General features: G+C 42.3%; 21 protein-coding genes and 2 riboswitches. Of the genes, 13 read left to right on the forward strand and 8 right to left on the reverse strand.

Annotated features, from left to right (window positions below; all coding sequences use genetic code 11):
* Positions 1-4: 4 nt before the first annotated feature.
* The 3 genes from K8O68_RS16870 to mgtE all read right to left on the reverse strand — a co-directional run bounded on the left by K8O68_RS16870 (position 5) and on the right by mgtE (position 3,273).
* The gene (locus K8O68_RS16870) at positions 5-874 is read right to left on the reverse strand and encodes a CBS domain-containing protein (protein WP_230897963.1); all 870 of its coding nucleotides are present in this window, start codon (positions 872-874) and stop codon (positions 5-7) included.
* A gap of 18 nt (positions 875-892) precedes the next feature.
* Entirely contained in the window at positions 893-1,594 is a 702-nt protein-coding gene (locus K8O68_RS16875; RefSeq protein WP_230897964.1) for an MgtC/SapB family protein, read from the reverse strand.
* Positions 1,595-1,661: 67 nt separating this feature from the next.
* Positions 1,662-1,827: riboswitch (M-box (ykoK) riboswitch) on the reverse strand.
* An 84-nt stretch (positions 1,828-1,911) separates the two neighbouring features.
* Entirely contained in the window at positions 1,912-3,273 is a 1,362-nt protein-coding gene (gene mgtE / locus K8O68_RS16880) for a magnesium transporter (protein ID WP_230897965.1), read from the reverse strand.
* A gap of 265 nt (positions 3,274-3,538) precedes the next feature.
* A riboswitch (M-box (ykoK) riboswitch) is annotated at positions 3,539-3,703 on the reverse strand.
* A 260-nt stretch (positions 3,704-3,963) separates the two neighbouring features.
* Here mgtE and murB point away from each other — a divergent pair.
* From murB to arsD, 3 genes are all read left to right on the forward strand, one after another.
* Positions 3,964-4,884 (forward strand): UDP-N-acetylmuramate dehydrogenase, encoded by a 921-nt coding sequence (gene murB, locus K8O68_RS16885; RefSeq protein WP_230897966.1) that lies wholly within the window; start codon positions 3,964-3,966, stop codon positions 4,882-4,884.
* A gap of 198 nt (positions 4,885-5,082) precedes the next feature.
* On the forward strand, positions 5,083-5,451 hold the full coding sequence (locus K8O68_RS16890) for an ArsR/SmtB family transcription factor (RefSeq protein WP_230897967.1): 369 nt from the start codon (positions 5,083-5,085) through the stop codon (positions 5,449-5,451).
* A gap of 22 nt (positions 5,452-5,473) precedes the next feature.
* Positions 5,474-5,812, forward strand: a complete 339-nt coding sequence (gene arsD / locus K8O68_RS16895) for an arsenite efflux transporter metallochaperone ArsD (protein WP_370640542.1) — start codon at positions 5,474-5,476, stop codon at positions 5,810-5,812.
* A 108-nt stretch (positions 5,813-5,920) separates the two neighbouring features.
* Here arsD and K8O68_RS16900 read toward each other — a convergent pair whose 3' ends face one another.
* Together K8O68_RS16900 and K8O68_RS16905 are read right to left on the reverse strand one after the other, a co-directional pair.
* Positions 5,921-6,394 (reverse strand): GNAT family N-acetyltransferase, encoded by a 474-nt coding sequence (locus K8O68_RS16900; RefSeq protein ID WP_230897968.1) that lies wholly within the window; start codon positions 6,392-6,394, stop codon positions 5,921-5,923.
* A 275-nt stretch (positions 6,395-6,669) separates the two neighbouring features.
* A complete protein-coding gene (locus K8O68_RS16905; protein ID WP_093055209.1) occupies positions 6,670-7,101 on the reverse strand; it encodes a ferritin-like domain-containing protein in 432 nt (143 codons plus the stop codon).
* A gap of 170 nt (positions 7,102-7,271) precedes the next feature.
* Between K8O68_RS16905 and K8O68_RS16910 the strand changes: the two genes are divergently transcribed.
* The gene (locus K8O68_RS16910; RefSeq protein WP_230897969.1) at positions 7,272-7,787 is read left to right on the forward strand and encodes a hypothetical protein; all 516 of its coding nucleotides are present in this window, start codon (positions 7,272-7,274) and stop codon (positions 7,785-7,787) included.
* 199 nt (positions 7,788-7,986) lie between these two features.
* Here the strand turns inward: K8O68_RS16910 and K8O68_RS16915 are convergent, their stop codons facing one another.
* Together K8O68_RS16915 and K8O68_RS16920 are read right to left on the reverse strand one after the other, a co-directional pair.
* Entirely contained in the window at positions 7,987-8,613 is a 627-nt protein-coding gene (locus K8O68_RS16915) for an FMN-dependent NADH-azoreductase (RefSeq protein WP_230897970.1), read from the reverse strand.
* Positions 8,614-8,743: 130 nt separating this feature from the next.
* Complete coding sequence (locus K8O68_RS16920) at positions 8,744-9,220, reverse strand: metal-dependent hydrolase (protein WP_230897971.1); 477 nt, start codon at positions 9,218-9,220, stop codon at positions 8,744-8,746.
* Positions 9,221-9,403: 183 nt separating this feature from the next.
* Between K8O68_RS16920 and K8O68_RS16925 the strand changes: the two genes are divergently transcribed.
* The 7 genes from K8O68_RS16925 (at position 9,404) to ytvA (ending at position 18,021) form a co-directional block, all read left to right on the forward strand.
* Positions 9,404-10,819 (forward strand): sodium/glutamate symporter, encoded by a 1,416-nt coding sequence (locus K8O68_RS16925; RefSeq protein WP_230897972.1) that lies wholly within the window; start codon positions 9,404-9,406, stop codon positions 10,817-10,819.
* Positions 10,820-10,892: 73 nt separating this feature from the next.
* Positions 10,893-11,696 carry a coiled-coil domain-containing protein gene (locus tag K8O68_RS16930; protein WP_230897973.1) on the forward strand — a complete coding sequence of 268 codons (804 nt, stop codon included), beginning with the start codon at positions 10,893-10,895 and terminating at the stop codon, positions 11,694-11,696.
* A gap of 397 nt (positions 11,697-12,093) precedes the next feature.
* The gene (locus K8O68_RS16935; protein ID WP_230897974.1) at positions 12,094-13,272 is read left to right on the forward strand and encodes a galactokinase; all 1,179 of its coding nucleotides are present in this window, start codon (positions 12,094-12,096) and stop codon (positions 13,270-13,272) included.
* 57 nt (positions 13,273-13,329) lie between these two features.
* Complete coding sequence (galE, locus tag K8O68_RS16940; protein WP_230897975.1) at positions 13,330-14,325, forward strand: UDP-glucose 4-epimerase GalE; 996 nt, start codon at positions 13,330-13,332, stop codon at positions 14,323-14,325.
* A 12-nt stretch (positions 14,326-14,337) separates the two neighbouring features.
* The gene (gene galT / locus K8O68_RS16945) at positions 14,338-15,858 is read left to right on the forward strand and encodes a UDP-glucose--hexose-1-phosphate uridylyltransferase (RefSeq protein ID WP_230897976.1); all 1,521 of its coding nucleotides are present in this window, start codon (positions 14,338-14,340) and stop codon (positions 15,856-15,858) included.
* 36 nt (positions 15,859-15,894) lie between these two features.
* The gene (locus K8O68_RS16950; protein ID WP_230897977.1) at positions 15,895-17,121 is read left to right on the forward strand and encodes an ROK family transcriptional regulator; all 1,227 of its coding nucleotides are present in this window, start codon (positions 15,895-15,897) and stop codon (positions 17,119-17,121) included.
* A gap of 126 nt (positions 17,122-17,247) precedes the next feature.
* Positions 17,248-18,021 (forward strand): YtvA family blue-light photoreceptor, encoded by a 774-nt coding sequence (gene ytvA / locus K8O68_RS16955; RefSeq protein WP_230897978.1) that lies wholly within the window; start codon positions 17,248-17,250, stop codon positions 18,019-18,021.
* 39 nt (positions 18,022-18,060) lie between these two features.
* Here the strand turns inward: ytvA and K8O68_RS16960 are convergent, their stop codons facing one another.
* Positions 18,061-18,447, reverse strand: a complete 387-nt coding sequence (locus K8O68_RS16960; protein WP_230897979.1) for a hypothetical protein — start codon at positions 18,445-18,447, stop codon at positions 18,061-18,063.
* A gap of 244 nt (positions 18,448-18,691) precedes the next feature.
* Here K8O68_RS16960 and K8O68_RS16965 point away from each other — a divergent pair, with 244 nt between their 5' ends.
* The gene (locus K8O68_RS16965; RefSeq protein WP_230897980.1) at positions 18,692-19,330 is read left to right on the forward strand and encodes a YczE/YyaS/YitT family protein; all 639 of its coding nucleotides are present in this window, start codon (positions 18,692-18,694) and stop codon (positions 19,328-19,330) included.
* A 530-nt stretch (positions 19,331-19,860) separates the two neighbouring features.
* Entirely contained in the window at positions 19,861-20,202 is a 342-nt protein-coding gene (locus K8O68_RS16970) for a hypothetical protein (protein WP_230897981.1), read from the forward strand.
* Positions 20,203-20,437: the final 235 nt, after the last annotated feature.

The following is a 20,437-nucleotide window of genomic DNA, read 5'->3' on the forward strand; positions in this document are numbered from 1 at the left end:
TTTTTTACGTAAAAATCGAGAAGAATTTCATCTTAAACGATTTTTTGCCGGCCGTACGATGGGGCTTAAGAACTTTCCGTTTCGGAAGATTGGTGACACTTTCAGATAAGGCTGCCCGCATAGCATCATCAAACGTAATAATGCCAACAAGGCGGCTGTCTTCAAGGACAGGCAATGCAAGCAAACCATACCTTTGGAAGATTTGATAAACGTGTGTTTCATCAGTTGAGGGGGTTACTGACAAAAAATCGGTGGTCATAAGCGATTTTAACGGCACTTCCGGGGATGCAGTTAAAACTTCTTTAAGAGAGACAACACCGATCAGGCTTGAGGTGTTTTCTCCAGTGACAAACAGGTAATAGACCGTTCCTTTTAGCTTGCCTGTCTTCCTGATTGAGGTTAATACAGAATCAGCCGTATCATTTTCATTTAAAGTTAGAAATTCGGTAGTCATGAGTGCCCCGGCAGACCCGGCAGGATAACCCATGAGCTTTTCCATTTCTTTGGCTTCATTTATACCGAGTTTCAGTAAGTAATAATGACTGATATGGTCAGGAAGCTGCTGCAGGCAATCCGCCAAATCATCCTGGGATAACCCATTAAGAAGGTTCTTCAGATCGTTTTCCTCCAAATAAACAAAAAGCTCTTTTTGCAATGGGAAAGCCAGGGAAGGAAAACATTCTTTTAAGTCATCGACTGATAGAAGACTGTAAATTGTTTTTCTCAGTCCCTCGCTGCACTCTTCAATGAATGCTACCTGGTCGGCAGGATGGAGGCGCAGAAAGTCTTTATTAAAAAGGTCATACTTTCCGTTTTTCAAGTAAAAAAGCAGATAGTAAGTGTATTCCTGGCGGTTGTGAAGTGAGAGTTTCAAGTTAAACACCTCTTTCTTTTATAAATGTTCGACTTCCAGAGTAATGACAGCATCAATTTTTTTTATTAAATAATAAATTTCGGAGGTATATTGGTCTTCCGGAGCATTTAATTTCAAATCCAGCTGCTGTTTCCCTTCTGGAGTATCGGTTATTTTCATATGACGGATGTGGATCTGGCCGTTGCCGTTGCTGCCTGACTCAATAGCTTTAATTATATCGGTCATCCTCTGGTTTGGGTGCATGAGTGCTTTGACTGAGACATCTCTCGTCCGAAGGCTTGCCGGCCCAATTCTTTTGATAAGATTAGGGATAATATTAATTGAAAACATAATAAGCAAAAACCCTGCGGAAGCTTCCAAATAAAAACCGGCGCCGATGGCGATGCCAAGCCCGGCTGCGGTCCATATAAGCGCAGCGCTGGTCAATCCTGAAATGACATCATTATTTCGGCGTAAAATCACTCCTGCCCCTATAAAACCTATCCCTGAGACGATCTGGGCAGCCAGCCGCATAGGGTCCATATTGCTGTAGACGGACGACGCAAATGTGTGGAATGACTGAACAGAAACAATTGTTAACAGGCAACTGGCTGTAGCTATAATGGTACACGTTTTTAACCCTAAAGGTTTATGTTTCATTTGACGGTCAATTCCCATGAAAAGCCCGAACAAACTGGCAAGAAAAAGCTGCAGGAGAAATTCAAGCTGTAATAAGATCATATCCGGTCACCTCCTAATAAAAAATCCCCCTTCTACAAGAGAAGAGGGATTTCCAAAAAACATTTGAAAGACAGTTCTCCGTAGAGCTTTAGCACTGTATGGCATAAGGTTGCAACACCAGCTGCGTTAAGAACCACCTTAACGATGTGTTCCTGTTCGACCCGTTGGTGTCTCTCGACATTTCCGGGCAGCAGCGTATCTCCATACAGGAGCCTCACCTAACGTAAGGGAATATTAAATTGTTATATTTATAGTAAATGCTTCCGGGCAGCCTTGAATCGTTTCAGGCTCCGGGGATCTTTTAGGTCTGTAATTGATTAGAGATAAGTTAATAAAGCTGTCGCAATAGAAAAATAGATTAACAAGCCGATAATGTCATTTACTGTAGTGATAAACGGCCCTGATGCGATAGCGGGGTCCAGTTTCATTTTGTTAATAGCTAACGGCACAATCGTACCGATTACAGTAGCAATGCTTAGAGACAAGAAAATGGAAGTGCCGACAATAAAAGCAAGCCATACGCTTCCGTGAAGGATTGGTATGATTATCATTAGTGTGACAGCACACATTAAACCAAGCATAATACCTGTGCTGAATTCTCTCAGCACCATTTTTCCAAGCCCTTTTTTCTCAAGAGTACCAAGGGCAAGGGAACGGACGGCTACAGCGAGTGACTGAGTCCCTGTATTACCTGCAGAGTCCATAATTAATGGAATAAATCCTGCGAGAAGAACGACTGCTTCCAGAGTCTCTTCGAATTGACCAATGACATTGGCCGTAACCATTCCAAAAAACATGAGAAGAATAATCCAAGGCGCGCGTTTTTTTGCGGCAGTGAAAGGAGAAATCTTTAAATCTGTCGCGCCACGTGAAGCGGCAAATTCGCCGAGGTCCTCTGTCGCTTCTTCTTCCATGACATCCAGGATATCGTCCACTGTGATAATCCCAACTAATTTACGGTTTCCTGTTACAACCGGAACGGCAAGGAAGTCGTATTTTTTGAAAAGACGGGCGACGTTTTCCTGGTCTTCATTTGTTTTAACTGACACAACCCGGCTGCTCATAGCCGTTTCGACCAGGTCATCAGGGTTGCCTGTAATAAGATCCCGTAAGGAAACCACTCCGACAAGTTCATGTTTTTCATTGGTCACATAGAGGTAATAGATCGTCTCAGCATCTGGGCCTTCCTGTCTTAATAGTTCAATAACCTCTCTGATTGTTGAGCTGGCACGCAGGCTGATAAACTCTTTAGTCATAATTGCACCGGCTGTGTCTTCCTCATAGCCGAGCAGCTCTTTGATGTCACGTGCGTCTTCTTCTTCAAGACCTTCGATAATGGCGGAAGCTTTTGATTCGTTCATTTCTCCAAGGAAATCTGCGACATCATCGGCAGCCATATGAGAGATAACGTCCTGGGCGTAAGTCTGGTCTAATTCCTGTAAATAGTGTTTTTGTTCGTCAATATTTAATTCCTCAAACACTTCAGCGTATTCGTCTGGAGAAAGATAGTCGTATAAATGCTTTCTCTGCTCTTTATTCATAGTCAAGTAGATATCAAGCTGGTCTTGAGGATGCAATTCAAAGAAGAGCTGGCGGAACTGCTGAATATTTCCGGCATCAACAGCCCCTATAACAGATTGTGCATACTCTTCACGGTTTTGTTCAGTTAGTTTAACCATGTTGTGGGGCCTCCTTGTTTATAAGGGGGACGCCATTATCAAAAGAGTGAGTGAATGGGCCCCTGTTAGTATTCTTTTTACAAATTTCACAAATTTTAAACTGGGTTCGGGAACCGAGTCCATTCCACATCACTCCTTACCTTTCGTTTATTTTTCCAGTAACTGGGGGGTCTGACCCCCCAGCTGCTGGAAATAAAAAAACACCTTCATCTCAGAATGAAGGTGTTAAAGTCCGATTTTAACTAAGCGTGGCGAACCAGACCGCCACGAGCCTCCATTCGTAGAGCTTTAGCACTGTATGGCATAGGGCGGAGCCAGCTACATTAGATATCACCTTATGTCGATGATTTCTGTTGACCCATTGGCGTCTTTGGACGTTTTTGGGCAGTAGCGTATCTCCATACAGGAGCCTCACCTAACGAGGTTTTATATTTTCAACATGTGAATTATATAACCCCTGTGGTTTTAATGTCAATGAAATTTTAAAAAATAGAGTATTTTGGCCTTGAAAATGTGTGAAAACCGTTTAAAAGGTGACGTTTCCTTTATTAAGACTTGGTTTTAAGGACTAAGTTGTTTAAAATAATAACGTACGAAAACAACATGTGAGGTTAAAGTAATTCTTTTGTTCAACTTTTTAAGGTAAATGATTATAATATCATAATAACTAAATTAAAAGAGGGAAAATATATGCACGTTAATAACATCTATGAAGAATTAATCACGATTTGCAGCGAAGAGAATGTTTTAAAAGATGAACCCATGAGTAAACATACTCTTACACAGATTGGCGGTAAAGCTGATTTGTTTGTTATTCCTGAAACGCATGAGCAAGTGGCAGAAATAGTCAGGTTAAGAAATAAACATGATTTACCCTTTATGCTTCTTGGAAATGGATCAAATATGATCGTCCGGGACGGGGGCTTAAGGGGGCTGGTCTTACATTTAGCCCGGCTGTCAGGTCTGAAAGTAGAAGGGACACAGCTGATTGCCCAGGGAGGAGCAAATATCAAAGACGCGTCTCAACTAGCTCTGATACACGGCTTAACGGGTCTGGAGTTTGCTTGCGGCATCCCGGGGTCGATCGGCGGGGCAATGGTTATGAACGCCGGGGCTTACGGCGGTGAAGTAAAAGATGTGATTGACCATGTCAAGGTGGTAACGCAGGATGGAGAGCTGCTTACGCTTCAAAAAGATGAGCTCGAACTGGATTACCGCACGAGTATAATAGGGAAAAAGAAATATATCGTCCTGGAAGCGGTGTTTAATCTGGAAGAGGGAGATCCAGCGCAAATTAAAGAAACAATGGCGGACCTTACTTATAAAAGAGAATCCAAACAGCCGCTTGAATTCCCTTCTGTAGGAAGCGTATTTAAGCGCCCGCCGGGATATTTTGCAGGAAAGCTGATTCAGGACAGCGGGCTTCAGGGAAAAGGCGTAGGCGGTGCAGAAGTTTCTACAAAACACGCCGGTTTTATTGTAAATAAAAATAGCTGTACAGCAACTGATTATATCGCGACAATTGAAATGGTCCGAAATAAAGTGAAAGAAAACTTCGGAGTAGACCTTGAACTCGAAGCGAAAATCGTAGGGGAAGATCCTGAAAATTAAATATAAGGCTATTGAAGCTGGTTCTCCCGCAGAACCAGCTTTTCCAGTAACTGGGGGGTCTGACCCCCAGTTATGACCCCCACTTACTGCCTTCTTTGCCGAATATATTTGAAGGTTAGGGAGTAAACTGGTAGAATATAAATTATTGGTTATATAATAAAATTTTTATATACATTAAAAAAGAAAGGGTGTATGGCGGTGGAGTTAACAAAGTCTAGTTCGTTAGAGGAATATACCCGTTTATTTAAAATGATGAATGATGAAAACCGGCTAAAAATTCTTCTGTATTTGTATGAAGATGAATTGTGCGTCTGTAATCTAATTGATTTGTTAGGGATGAGCCAGCCTGCAGTCAGCCAGCACCTGAAAAAACTGCGTGAAGCTTCTTTAATTAAAATCAGAAGCCAGGGTCAATGGAAGTTTTACAGTCTTAACGAAGACTACCCGAACCTGGAGATGTTAAAAAGGATATTAGCAGATCTTCCTTCAAAGAAACATGAAGTAGAAGACTTAAATTCAAATGGTAAACGCGTGATTTGTACAACTATTCCAAAAAAACAAGGGTGATAACCATGGAAAAAAAATTGAGATTTTTGACCCGGCGCTTTGCTGTCCTACAGGCGTTTGCGGACCGGATGTAGACCCTGAGCTAACGCGTATTTCAAGGCTGCATCTAAAACTTGTAAATAACGGATACAACGTTAAAAGATATAATTTAGCCCAGGAGCCGGACCCGTTTGTTACTCATAAAGGAGTTAATGAGCTATTAGAAAAAGAGGGGCCTGATGCGCTTCCAGCAGTTGTTGTTGACGGCAAACTCGCTTTTTATAACCGTTATCCGACCATGGAGGAATTTTCTGAGTGGCTCGGATTCGATAAGGAAGAGTTGCAGACGAAGGAACCTGAAAAGAAAATAAACCTGCTTTAGACAGGCATGGTTTGTTAAAGGTAAATGTCGAACAACATAGTTTAACAGAGCCAATAGGAAAGACGGTTATAAACAAGCTTTCTTTAACCCGGCAAAAAAACGCCCTGCTCATGAGGGCGTTTTTAAATTGGCTTTCAAATGCCAGTGAATCATCTGGTGTTCTTCTTTTAACCTTACCATTTTCATTTTTTCGAGCACGCGGATAGATGAATAATTATCATGCCGGCATAAAGCTGTGATACATTTGACATTTTTAATATAAAAAGCCCAATTAACCAAAGCTTCCAAGGCTTCTGTGGCATAGCCCCTGTTCCGTTCAGAAGTTATGATGCCGTATCCTACTTCTATTGATTTTTTGGAATCAGGCTTTCCTTTAAACCCTATGTCACCTATAACCCGGGAATTTTTTCTTAGAAGAATAAGCCACGGTCCCCAGCCATATAAAGAAGGATCTTTCTTCAGGCTGTTCAAGTGAGCTGAAATATGGGGACGCTGGTTATAAGACTCTGTCTGCATGACAGGAAAAAACTGAGGAGAACAGGCAGCAACTATTAACCGCTTTGTGTAAATAATAAGCTCCATATATGAGCTCCTTTCATTTCTGCCTTAGTTTAACAGTAACACACTTATAGGTTTCACAACACCTTGAGCCCTTATTGGGCACTTAAGTACCGGATTGAGTTCGGTTCAAACCCATACTATATGTTTTTGGTTAGTTACAAAAAGAGGCATCTGACAGAAATGAAAGAGTGAAAAAATCTGGAGATTGAAGAAGCAGAGAAATAAATTATTTATTTTTGAAGCGAGCAGTAAAAAAGCTCCTCTTAGGATTAAGAGGAGCTTAATGTCATGTCTTATTAGAAACGGGAATCTTCAAGCAGACGGGCCATTTCTTCTTTGTGGCCTGTTTCATCAGCGATGAAATCATCCAGTTTGACTGTCAGTTCAGTTAAACCTAAAGCTTCTGCCTGTTCTTTACGTGTTTCATAACGGTTAATAGTGTCAATCTCAGCCTGCATAGCTTCTTCAAGCATGTCTTTTACATCAGTGAGCTGTTTAACAGGTGCAGGTGTAGTTGTTGGAGTTCCGCCCAATGTTTTAATTTTTTCAGACAGGTAAAGCGCGTGGCCGGCCTCATCTGCGACTTCTCCTTCGAAAAATGGCTTGAGTACCTGGCGGTATAATCCTGTTACAACTGCTGCGTTGTACGTATACATGATTGTTGCTGCATACTCGTTAGCTAAGTCCTCATTTAATCCGTCAATTAATTCTTGCATTTTTGCGTCCATTACTTAATCATCCCTTCCTTTTTGAATAAATTATTCAAAACCTATTTTGTTATTTTCCACCTATTTATAATAATTAAACCTGAAGATTTGGGGTCAGACCCCCCATTTAATTCCATGTCTTATATTTTGGTGCGGGCAAGCATATAAATGTGGGGGAGGCGGTGGAGGAGATGGCTTTTTTCTCAACGTTGTTCATGATTTTTTTTATAAGTTTCGACGGATTTATATGGGGGTGGCTGATCGGGTACAGGAAGCAGTATTTTCCCTTAATTCATTTTCTGCTGCTGACTGTGGGCACGGCTCTCATTTTATGGGCTTTTTATCAGATTGGCCTTGTTTTGGAAGACGTCATTCCTTTTCACCTTTTTAATAAAATATCGGGGGTTTTCCTGCTCATTCTCAGTGTATTTCATTTAATAGATGGCGAAGGGCTTTTCAAACGTGCTGTGGCTCTTAAAATCTTCCTTATTATAAATGTAGACAATATAGGGTTTGGGCTGTTGGCCGGTTTTGATGCCATAGGCACTTATTTTCCTGTTTTTGCAGGCATTCAATTTGCCCTGTTTTTTCTGTTCGGACTTTTCTTAGCCCATCATTCCAGGGTTTTTAAATATCAGCAGTATGGGAATCTTCTTCCATTTTTTGTTTTGTTCAGTATGGGATTCTTTAAACTTTTTTTCGGATAAAAAAAAGAGGGCGTCCCAAAGTCATTTGGTGACACCCTTGTTTTAGTAAGCAGAGTCATTAAGAAGAACCCGTTACTGGGCTTTCCCCGGATTCGCTTCAGGCCAGCCCGGAAAGACTGCGCTGAAGACTCTCGTTTTAATTCGTTTTCCGCAGGAGCTGCATACCGTTTAATTGTAGCCGGCAGTCAACCTCACTTAATTAAAACTGCTGTGCTGCCGCTGCTGTCTCCTTAATGCCTTCCTGAATCAATTCTTCCGCTTTATCCGGGAACTGGTTATGGCCTTCAACGATGACTGTTTGAATATTTGTGATTCCCCAGAAAGCCAGTAAGTTTTTAACATAATTAACAGCCATCTCAGCGGACTGTGCAGGACCTTCAGAATAGACTCCGCCGCGTGCGTTTAATAACACGGCTTTTTTATCTGTTAACAGGCCGACAGGTCCTTCTGCCGTGTATTTAAACGTCTTTCCGGCTTGAGCCAGGTAGTCCAGGTAGGTATGGAGCGCAGCTGGCACGGTAAAATTCCAAAGAGGAAAAGCAAACATGACTTTATCAGCTTCAAGAAATTGGTTTAAATAAGTGTTAACTGTGTCAGCAGCTTCCTGCTCAGCGGGTGTTAACTCCAGGCCACTGGCTTGTTTAAACATGCCGTTAATTTTATCTGTATCGTAGTAAGGTAAATTTTCCTGAAATAAATCAAGCTCCTCGATTTCATCCTCAGGATTTTCACTCTTATAGTTTGAAATAAATGTATTATACATTTTAACACTTACAGATTGATCCTCAGGTCTTGGATTAGCTTTAATAAATAATACTTTTGACATTTTCAGTTCCTCCATTCATTTTACAATAAAAAAGTTTAGTACTTACAAAAATAAAGTATAAAGGGGAGCTTTATATAAGTCAAAGAAGATGCTCGCTTCCCGCCAGCATCTTCTTTCTCCAAAAATATTTTTAAAACAGCGGCAATAAATGATTTACTAATACAGCTGCACCGGCAACCAAAATCACACCTTCGCTCCATGTGCCTGTCCGATACAGAGCGATCTGGGAGCGTTTTTTAGAGAAAGGGTAAAGAAGAGGAATGCCTCCGACGGAAAAGAAATCTGCAAGAATATGCAAAATAACACCAAGAAACAGGCCAAGAAGAAATTCATTTGAAAAATGAGCCGTCCCGGCTGCCATTAGGAGAAGGATAAGCCCTGAGTGAGTGAGCCCGCGGTGTCCGCCAAACAGTGTTTTAGTGATGGAGGATAACCCCGGAATTCTCCGGCCGATCCACGATCTGCTTTCATCAATATCAGGAAGGACAGAGCCAAGCAAAAGTCCGGAAACTGCAAGTGTGGAAGTTGTGTCTACATTTACAGGGATAGCATCGCCAAGTAACACTACCGCCGATAATGAAGTGGTAATATGAGTGAAATATCTCATGCTGTGTTTTTCCTTTCTTAAATTTAAACTGAATTAATATCATAGCAAAAAAGAGACTGAGCGGGAATCAGCCGATGGCATGAATCATTAATGATTTATAATTCCGCCGTTTTAATGCTCCTAATAAATGGTATACAGACACTATACGACAAAGGACGCTATTTTTATTAGGGGGGGAGCGGTATGGCGCTTACACCGGAAGTCGCAGGTTTTAGCCTTATAATTCTCGGCATTCTGCTTTTAATTGGTAAATGGATACGTGTGTTTACACCTTTATTCCAAAACTTTTTTATACCGAGTTCGATGATTGCCGGTTTGTTAGGTTTACTTATAGGTCCGGAAGTGCTTGGCAGGCTGGGCATCAATCTGTTTGACAGCGGAGGTTTGTTCCCTGAAGTCATGGTGGAGATCTGGAGCACACTTCCGGGACTTTTAATTAACGTTATATTTGCATCACTGTTTCTTGGAATGACCTTTCCTTCAGTAAAAAAAATGTGGGAAATATCCGGCCCCCAGATTACATTTGCCCATTTTATTTCATGGGGCATGTATGTCGTGGGGATTACTCTTGCTCTTTTAGTTTTGACTCCCTTTTTCGGCATGAATCCGGCCGCAGGGGCTCTTCTTGAAATCAGCTTTGTAGGCGGACACGGGACAGCTGCGGGTCTAGCTGGAACATTTGAAGGGGTAGGATTTGAAGAAGGAAGGCACCTTGCTGTTGGATTAGCAACAATCGGAGTGCTGAGCGTGGTTTTCTTAGGGATGGGCCTGATCAACTGGGGAGCCAGAAAAGGAAAGACAGCTATACTGGAAAACCCGGGTGATATATCCGAAGAAAAAAAACGGGGGATTATTGCGGAAGAAAATCAGGAAGATGAACCGGCTGGCAGAAAAACAACCCGCTCCGAATTTATTGAAACGCTAACCGTCCACCTGGGCTACATTGGCGTCGCTATTGCTGTCGGTTATGTTCTTCTTGAGGGAATTATCCTGATTGAAGAGGCACTTTGGATCGAGCAAATCGAAATTTTTACCCATTTGCCTTTGTTCCCGCTTGCTATGATCGGTGCCGTTATTGTCCAGCTGTTTCTTTCAAAGTTTGTTAAATACAACGTGGTAGACCGAGGGGTAGTAAACAGAATTCAGGGGCTTGCCCTGGATCTGCTGATAGCCTCAGCGATCGCAACGTTGTCTCTTGCAGTCATTGGAGAACACTTCATTCCATTTTTGCTTATGGCTGTCACTGCGATTGCCTGGAACTTATTTGCCTTCCTGTTTATTGCCCCTAAGATTATGACAGATCACTGGTTTGAACGGGCAATAGGCGACTTAGGTCAGGCGATGGGAATGAGCGCTGCAGGTTTGCTGTTAATAAAGCTGGCTGACCCGAATACTAAATCACCCGCAAAAGAAGGATTCAGCTATAAACAGCTGATGCTTGATATTTTTGTAGGCGGAGGTTTTGTTACAGCGGCTTCTGTCCCTTTAATAATCGCTGTCGGCCCTGTTCCTTCCCTAATTGTGGCAGCAATTATTATGACTGGCTGGCTGCTTCTTGGCCTGTTTTATTTCGGGAAAAAGAAAAAGGATGAAGCTTAAGTGATACAAGCGGCTGTTTAACATTTTTTAACAAGTGGAATAAGTTCTGTAACATAACTAATGGAGGGATTGAATGGTTACTCCAGGGAAATCAGTCTTCACCGCAGGAAGTGCTCTGCTGGTATTAAGTGCCTGCAACAATGGAAACGGAGAGGCAACCGGTGATCGCACTGAGCAGCTTGAGGCAGAAGTTGAAGATCTGGAACAAAATCTCTCAGAAACAGAATCAGCACTTAAAGAAACAGAAGCACAGTTAGCTGAAAAGGAAGAACAAATGGAAAAATTGGAAGAGCAGGTGAATGAACAGGAAAACAGCACTGAAGAAGATGATGCAGAAAATGACAGGGGAAACGAAAACGACGGGGACAGCGTAGTAACAGGGGATGACGAACTTCGCGACAAGGCTGATGACGTCGTAATTGCATTGGAGAATGAAGATTATCAAAGTCTGGCAAACTATGTCCACCCGGAGGAAGGCGTCCGTTTTTCTCCTTACGGCCACGTAGACCCTGAAGAGCATTTAACGTTCAGCAGGGAAGAGGTTCAGGAGTTTGCAGAGGATGAAGAAGAATATGAATGGGGAATTCAGGATGGATCAGGTGAGCCAATTATTCTCACCCCATCTGAGTATTATGAAGACTATGTATATATCCGTGACTTCAGCCGGGAGGCAGAAGAAATACTTGTCAATGAAATAGAGAGCAGGGGCCATATCGAAGTGAATGTAGAAGAAGTTTATCCCGATGGAGAGTTCGTCAGTTATTATGTCTCTGAGACAGATGAGGAACTGAACTGGGCTAACATGATTCTTTCTTTTGCAGAGAACAATGGCGGCTGGTATTTAACTGGCGTGACAATTGACAAGTGGACGATATAGGGGGAAGGGCTGCTAAAATAGCAGCCCTTTATTACCTTTAGAGCTCTGCCATATAACTGTACGACCGTATAAATTTGGAACTCTACCGTATAGCTGAGGGACTCTACCGTATAAATGCTGAACTCTACATTATAAAAGTACAACTCTACCGTATAACTCCCGAACTCTACCGTATAACAAATTTCGACAAAAATCTCACCCCTGTAAAACACGCCCTTCAGCTTTCAACCAACAATTTTAAAAGTTAATTAAATTTATTAATAAAGATTCCATTCTCATTTATTATGTTGTATACTAAAAAATGAGAAGGAAATAAGATATAACTAATTAATTAAATAATTTAATAAAGAAAGGCTTCGCATTACCAACCAATAATTTTTTACGGGAGTGAAAAAAGATGAGTGAAAACCTTATTTCATCGTTTCAGGAAGTGTTTCAGACAAACGAGCGTCCGAAAGTTTACTTGTCACCGGGACGGGTGAATCTGATCGGGGAGCATACGGACTATAATGGCGGGTATGTATTCCCATGTGCATTAAGTGTGGGGACGTATATTGTCATCAGACCAAGAGAAGACAGGAAACTTCGCTTTTATTCAGATAATTTCCCTGACCTGGGGATCATTGAGACGTCGCTTGATAATCTGGATTATGAGGAGTCTCACGACTGGGCGAATTATCCTAAAGGAGTTATTTATATGTTCCGTGAAGAAGGCTTCACGGGAGGAAAAGGGTTTGATGCGTATTTTTACGGAGACATTCCTAACGGAGCAGGACTCTCGTCATCTGCCTCAATTGAACTCGCAATGGCGATTGCGTGGGATGCCCAGAACGTGTTCGGCATGGACCGTATTCCGATGGTTCAGCTTTGCCAGCGGGCAGAAAACCGCTATATCGGAGTAAACTGCGGCATTATGGATCAATTTGCCATCGGTATGGGAAAGAAGGATCACGCTGTTCTTCTTGACTGCAATACACTCGACTACAGCTATGCTCCGGTAAAACTGGAAGGGGTTAAGCTTGTTCTTGCCAATACAAATAAACGCCGTGGTCTTGCGGATTCAAAATATAATGAACGGCGCCGGGAGTGTGAAGAAGCATTGGCTGATTTACAGAAAGCTGTTTCAATTCAAAACCTTTGTGATTTGTCGCCTGAGGAGTTCAGTGCTAATCGCCAGGTGATTAAAAGTGAAACAGCAGCCCGCCGTGCTAAGCATGCCGTTGAAGAAAATGCCCGGACAATTAAAGCTCATCAGGCGCTGAAAGAAGGAGATGTATCGGCTTTCGGCCAGCTGATGAATGATTCCCATCGTTCGTTAAGAGATGATTATGAAGTGACAGGTGACCATTTAGACGCTTTGACAGAAGCCGCCTGGAAGGAAGAGACTGTTCTTGGAGCACGCATGACCGGGGCAGGCTTCGGCGGATGTACAGTTAATTTAATTAAAGAGGAAGGTCTTGAGGAAACTTTAAAAAGAATTGCTGACACTTATAAAAATCGTACAGGGATTGAGACAGAGTTCTATGTGGTGGATATTGGCGACGGGACAAGGGAGTTAGGGAACAATGTCGACTAAAGGCTAAAAAGCCGGAGCTTGAGATAGCAGAACCAACATAAAAGGAGAGTGAAAGAAATGGCAGTATTAATTTGCGGAGGAGCAGGTTACATCGGCAGTCATGGGGCAGCAGAGCTTCTGGGAAAAAATGAAGAAGTGGTGGTCCTCGATAACCTGCAGACAGGCCACAAACAAGCTGTTCTTAAAGAGGCAGTGTTTTATGAAGGTGATTTAAGAGACGAAAAGATTCTCGATCATATCTTCCAAAATCACGCCATTGACTCAGTTATTCACTTTGCGGCTGATTCACTTGTAGGCGTAAGTATGGAGAAGCCTCTTCAGTATTATGACAACAACGTTTATGGCGCGTTAAGCCTGCTGAAAAAAATGACTGAGTACGGCGTTAAACACATCGTTTTTTCTTCTACTGCGGCCACTTACGGGGAACCGGAAAACGTACCTATTAAAGAAACAGAGGTGACCGCTCCGACGAACCCTTATGGCGAAACGAAGCTGGCTATAGAACGGATGTTGAAATGGTGTGCTGAAGCGTATGACTTAAAATACGTAGTATTAAGATATTTTAACGTCGCCGGGGCGCACCCGACAATCGATATTGGCGAAGACCATAAGCCGGAAACACACTTGATCCCTATCGTGCTGCAGGTCGCTCTGGGACAGAGGGAAAAAATAATGATTTTCGGTGACGATTATGATACACCGGACGGGACATGCATCCGTGATTATATACATGTGAAAGACCTTATTCAGGCTCATTTGATTGCTTTGGATTATCTTCGTGACGGCGGTTCTTCTGAAGTTTTCAACCTTGGAAACGGCAATGGCTTCAGCGTAAAAGAAGTCGTAGATACAGCAATCAAAGTGACCGGAAGAGAGATTCCCCGTGAGATCGCACCCCGCCGCAGCGGAGATCCTGCGGTACTTGTAGCATCATCGGAGAAAGCAAAAACAATCCTGGGCTGGAAACCGGAATATGCGGATCTGGAATCAATTATTGAAACAGCGTGGGCATGGCACCAGCGTCACCCCGGAGGTTACCAATCCAACGCGTAAGGAGATGAGAGTATGACAATAGATCAACGGTTAAATGAACTGGTACAATATGCTGTAAATAAAGATTTAATTGATGAGGAAGACGCTGTTTTTTGTAAAAATCAGCTCATGGAGATTCTTGAGATTGATGAGGCTGATAAGGCGCCTCTTGATGAAGAGAATGAAAATCGTTCTCTTGCTGACATCCTTGACGATATACTGGATTGGGCAGCCAAGGAAGAACGGCTGGCAAGCAATACGGTGACAGAAAGAGATTTACTTGATACAAAGTTAATGGCTGTATTTGCGAAGCGGCCTTCCGGGGTCACAGCTGATTTCAGGAAAAAAGAAGAATCAGACGGGATAGAAACGGCTACCGCCTGGTTTTATGAATGGAATCAGGACATTCATTATATACGCCGTAACAGGATTGCAAAAAATATGAACTGGAAAACACCAACTGAATATGGGGATTTGGATATTACGATTAATCTTTCCAAACCTGAAAAAGATCCAAAGGAAATTGAAGCAGCAAAGAAAGCATCCACATCCAATTACCCGTTATGCCTTCTTTGTAAAGAAAACGTCGGGTATGCAGGCAGGCTCAATCACCCGGCAAGGCAAAATCTGCGGACCATTCCTGTCGATCTTAATGGTGAAGAATGGCACCTTCAGTTCTCACCTTACGTCTATTACCATGAGCATGCGATTGTCCTGTCAGCGGCACATGAGCCGATGAAGATTACAGTAAATACGTTTCAGAGGCTGTTGGATTTCGTTCAGCAGTATCCTCATTATTTTATTGGTTCTAATGCGGACCTTCCAATTGTCGGCGGATCGATTTTGAGCCATGACCATTACCAGGCGGGGAAATATGAGTTTCCTATGGCGAGTGCTGAGGAAGAAGAAACAGAGCATTTGAAGGATTATCAAGGAGTGACAGTCAGTAAAGTGAAGTGGCCAATGTCTGTTCTCCGTGTGAAAGGTTCAGACAAGAATCAAGTTGTACAAGCATCCGAGATGATTAGGAAAAAATGGCAGGCTTACGATGACGAAACGGTTGGAGTGTATTCACAAACAGGGGATACACCGCATCATACGATTACGCCGATTGCGCGATACAGGGACAAGAAGTATGAATTGGACCTGGTGCTTCGAAACAACCGGACGTCTGATGAGCATCCGATGGGCATTTTTCATCCGCACAAGGAAGTGCACCATATTAAAAAAGAAAATATTGGTTTGATTGAAGTAATGGGGCTTGCAGTACTGCCCGGCAGGCTGAAAAGCGAACTGATGCAGCTGGCAGAAGCTTTGCTGACGGATGACCCTGCAAAAGAAATGGCGTCCAATCAAACCATTTCAAAACACCTTGAATGGGGGCGGCAGGTAAAAGAAAAGCACCCTGAATTAAACCAGGAGAACGTCGGACACATTCTGCAGCAGGAAGTAGGCCTTGTTTTTTCTACGATATTGGCCCACGCTGGTGTCTTTAAGCGCGATAATGAAGGGCAGGAAGCTTTCCTTCGTTTTATAAGTGCTGTAAATGAGTAAAGAATAAAAAGAAAAATATTAAGGGGGTGAATAACCTTGTCTTCCCGTATGACAGGCAGTTTCCAGTTAATGAAATCGTTGAACCGGTCATTGATCTTAAATACGATTCGTGTAAATGGTGCTATTTCCAGGTCTGAAATAGCTAAAAAAACTAAGTTGACTCCTCCTACTGTTACTAACATTGTTAATGAATTAATTAAAGCTGACCTCGTCCTTGAAAGCAGGGCGGGGACGTCTAATGGAGGGCGGAAGCCTATCCTCCTGACGATTAATTCAAACAGCAGGTATATTATTGGTGTGGATGTGGGCGTGAAGAAAGTCCGGCTCGCCCTGACGAACCTCAATGCTGATATTTTGAAAAGGAAATTAGTAAAAATGCCCGATAGAGAATCGCTTACTGAAGAAAGTTTTCTTCAGTTTTTACAGGATATTATTCTTTCTTTTCTGGAGGAAATTGAAGAGGCCAAAGATAAACTTATTGGTCTTGGAGTAGCGATGCACGGGATTGTGGACCATGAAGCTGGTACAGCAGTCCACGCGCCAACTTTAAAGCTTGAGAACGTACCGGTTAAGCAAGTTTTGGAAGATCATTTTAATTTACCGGTAAGAGTTGAAAACGATGCTAAAGCATTAGCGTTAGGTGAAAAATGGTTTGGAGCCGGGAAAGAAACCGATCATTTTGTCTGTTTAAATGTAGGCGAAGGGATCGGCAGCGGAATTATACTGCATGATGAACTCTTTCATGGAAGTGACGACCTTGCGGGAGAAATTGGTCATACATTGATAGATTTGAACGGACCGTTATGTTCCTGCGGCAATAAAGGCTGTTTTCAAATGCTCGCCTCAGGCCATGCATTAAAGGAAAGAGCCAGAGAAAGGGTTAAAGACGACAGGGAAACCCTTTTGAAAGAAAGATCGGGAAATGATCTGGAAGAGCTGGATGGCCAGCTAATATATGAATGCGCAAAAGACGGCGATGCAGTTGCTGCCGAAATTCTCGAAGAAACAGGAGAATACCTGGGGATCGGGCTGCTGAACATTATTCATTTTCTCAATCCCCGAATGATTATTGTCGGCGGCGGTGTCTCGAAAGCCGGATCTTTCTTAATGGATCCAGTTCACAAGGTAATTAAAACGAGGGCATTAAGTAAACGCGCCCGGAATACGCGCATTGTTTTAAGTGAACTGGACGAAGAAGGCTCAGTTATAGGAGCGTGTACACTCGTCTTATCAGAACTTTTCAGCCATGAGCATAGTGGATAACCAGAATCTGGGGGGTCTGTCCCCCCAGATTCTGGTTTTTTACTCTGCTTTCTAAAAGTTTACTGTTCGGTTAAAATAAGAGCAGGAGAGACATTTCAGAAATGAAATATAAAAGAGGTGGAGACGGTGAAAAATATACCAGAGATAAAAAATAAAATATTCGAAAGAACTCAGCTGGTAGTCATTATTACGGACGCAGACCAGGAGGACAACCCGATTATTTATGCGAATAGAGGGTTTACTGAACTGACTGGGTATACAGAAGAAGAAGTATTGGGACAGAACTGCCGTTTCCTGCAAGGGGAAGACACAGACCCGAAAGCGATAAAAAAGCTGAAGGACGCGGTTCGTAATTTTGAGGCGGCATCTATTGATATACTGAATTATAAAAAAAATGGTGAACCATTCTGGAATCAGCTCCATATAGATCCAATTTATATCGAAGAAGATAATAAACGGTACTTTATTGGAATGCAAAAAGATATTACCAGCTTTAAACACGCCCAGAAGCAGGTAGAGGAATATTACCGCGAAATAGAATTATTATCCACTCCGATTGTTCCCGTTGGAGAAGGTATCTCTGTCCTTCCTCTTATTGGTAATATAGATGGCGAACGCGTCGGCAATATTTTCGAGAAAGTGCTCCCTGTGTTAGCCAAGGAAAATGCCGAACATTTAATCCTGGATCTGTCTGGATTTACCAATATGGATGAAGAAGCGACTATAGGGATTTTTCAGCTAAGTGACCTGCTTAAATTAAAAGGGATTCAATTGATTATTACAGGAATTACACCCCAAATAGCCATGAAAACGAAAGAATTGGATATTAGCTCTGATAATTTCATTACTTTCAGGTCTGTAAGACAAGCCGTCGAATCTCTGGAAAGAAACGATATATAAAAAAGCGCTCCTGTCAGTTATGCAGGGGCGCTTCAACGGTTATTCAGTATCAGGTTCCTTTACAGCTAAAACAAGGAACAGGATAAAACTTAAAGCCAGAACTGTGCCGCTTGCAATGTAGAAAATAAGCGAAAAGACATCCGGTAAGGGAATGGTATCAAGCATAAATACATACATTCCTGCGTTCAGACCAGCCGACCCGATAAGGGCACTCCAAACGTGAAGGGTCGTTAAGAGGCTTCTTTCGGGTTTATAAACTTTATAATAAATACTCCAGGAAAATAATGAGAGCCAGCCGACCACCAGGACATGGGCGTGGACAGGACGCAAAGCATAAGAACCGGCTCCCGCCATGTGGGCTCCCATCATGACTCCAATAACCCCGAAAATTGCAGAAGCTACAAGAAGTTTTTTGCTGTGTGACAAGATTATCGCTCCTTCTGTTTTGATCAATCTGAAACACTATGAGTTTACCATCCCGTCCGCATTTTTGCGACTGGAAAGCTTTTAATAAAAAACGAGGGCATAGGGGGATGTCCGGTGGTGAAAACAGCTAGGCAGACCCTCCCATTTTTTCCATTCGTCTTAAAAACTTTCGTCTATCCATCATTAAGTATGATAAGATACAGTTTTGGCAGTGTTAAAGAAAATGGAGAATGGAGATAGAAAAATGAGAAACAGATTAATTATCGGCGGGTTTTATTTTACTGGTTTAGTCCTTTTATCCTTTGGAATAAGCATGATTATTACAGCTGGATTAGGAGCCGGCCCCTGGGATGCCCTGTTTGTTGCCCTTTCATATAATATCGGACTTACTGTAGGGAGCTGGACTTTTATTGTCGGGTTTATCCTTATTCTGCTTAATGGGCTGCTGTTAAAACAAAAGCCTGACTTTTCTGCGCTTATCACTATGTTTGTGATTGGCAGTTTAGTAGATTTTTGGCTGCTTGTCGTTTTTGCCGATTTTACTGCAGCCGGATTGGGGAGCAGGCTGCTCATTCTGCTGACCGGTATTTTAAGCGGTGCGGCGGGGATCTCCTGCTATTTGCAGTCTGATTTTGCCCGTAATCCTATCGACCAGTCAATGATGGTATTTCATCAGCTGACCGGTAAAAGTTTGTCATTTTCCAAGACGTTTCTGGAAGTGGCGGTTCTTATTGTTGCTTTCTTTATTGGAGGGCCAATCGGTGTGGGAACTTTGCTCGTCGCATTTGGAATCGGTCCGCTTATACAGACGTTTTACAAACCGGTCACGGCTTTAAGGACGAAGGTTTGCGGCAGCCCGGAAATAAATAAACAGACAGCATAATCAGCAAATTACTGTTAAATTGGAAAAAGCAGGCGTCCCCCGGGGAGCCTGCTTTTGTAATTTCTATATAAGTTAACGAAGCTTATACTGTTTTTCGCTATGATACTAACCGACGATATCCGCCGCGGTAAATCTCTGCAATAGACTTTTTTTGTTACTAAATAATGAAAGCCCTGCCTCTCTTTCATCCTTGCGGCTCCGAGACCGCGCCAGTGTAACTCAGGCATACTCGAAGTGTTCACAGGATTCCAGAATATAAATCAATATAGTGTGTAAGTGATGTCATTAGACCGGGGTCACTTACAAAAATACTTGAATCGGTTAATCAGAACGATCGTGCTTAAATGAAACACAATAACCAATTTAAACATATATATGAGCATATGTCAACTTAAATACCATAAACTGGGGGGTCTGACCCCCCAGTTTATGGTATTAAATTTTTCGCATAAAAATAGTCGGAATTAAGAGCGGGATTATGTATAATGGAATAATATAATAAAAGATGCTTTTTTGTGAGGAGGCGGCCAGTGAAAAAATTAATCAGTCTTATTGCTGCAGCTTTTTTACTTATAGGAGCCGTCATGGCCGGGGTTTTCATATTTGCGGATGGAGACGGATTGAAAAAAGAAGCAGAGGAAAAAGCTCTTGCTCTCATTGAAGATCTGCATGACAAAGACATAAACGGGTTATCCGTGGAGTCTGCGGACCGGGCCAAAGAATATGGAAGTTACGCCATTTCTGTGATGGATGAAACTGAAGGGAATATTTATCATATAGCTGTTATCTTAAATGAAGAACAAACAGACATTGACTTTGCGATTGATGTCACCGGCACTTACGATAAATACGGATTAGCTTATTGCCATTAAATTACTTTGTAAACGGGGCGGGTAGCCCAGCCTCCAGGAAACCGGATCTTATCGAAAACAGATTTATACAAGTACTTGGAAACGGGGAGGTCCTTACTAACTAGGGTTCCCTGTTTTTTTGTAATACCAAGGGGAAATTATAGTTAATTTGTAGGATTCTATTAAATTCTATAAAAATTTGTAAAGGCTTGCAGAAATATATGGTAAACTAATTTTAGCAATTGTCAGACCTCTC

The organism is Salipaludibacillus sp. CUR1, assembly GCF_021028955.1.
Classification (GTDB): Bacteria; Bacillota; Bacilli; order Bacillales; family Salisediminibacteriaceae; genus Salipaludibacillus.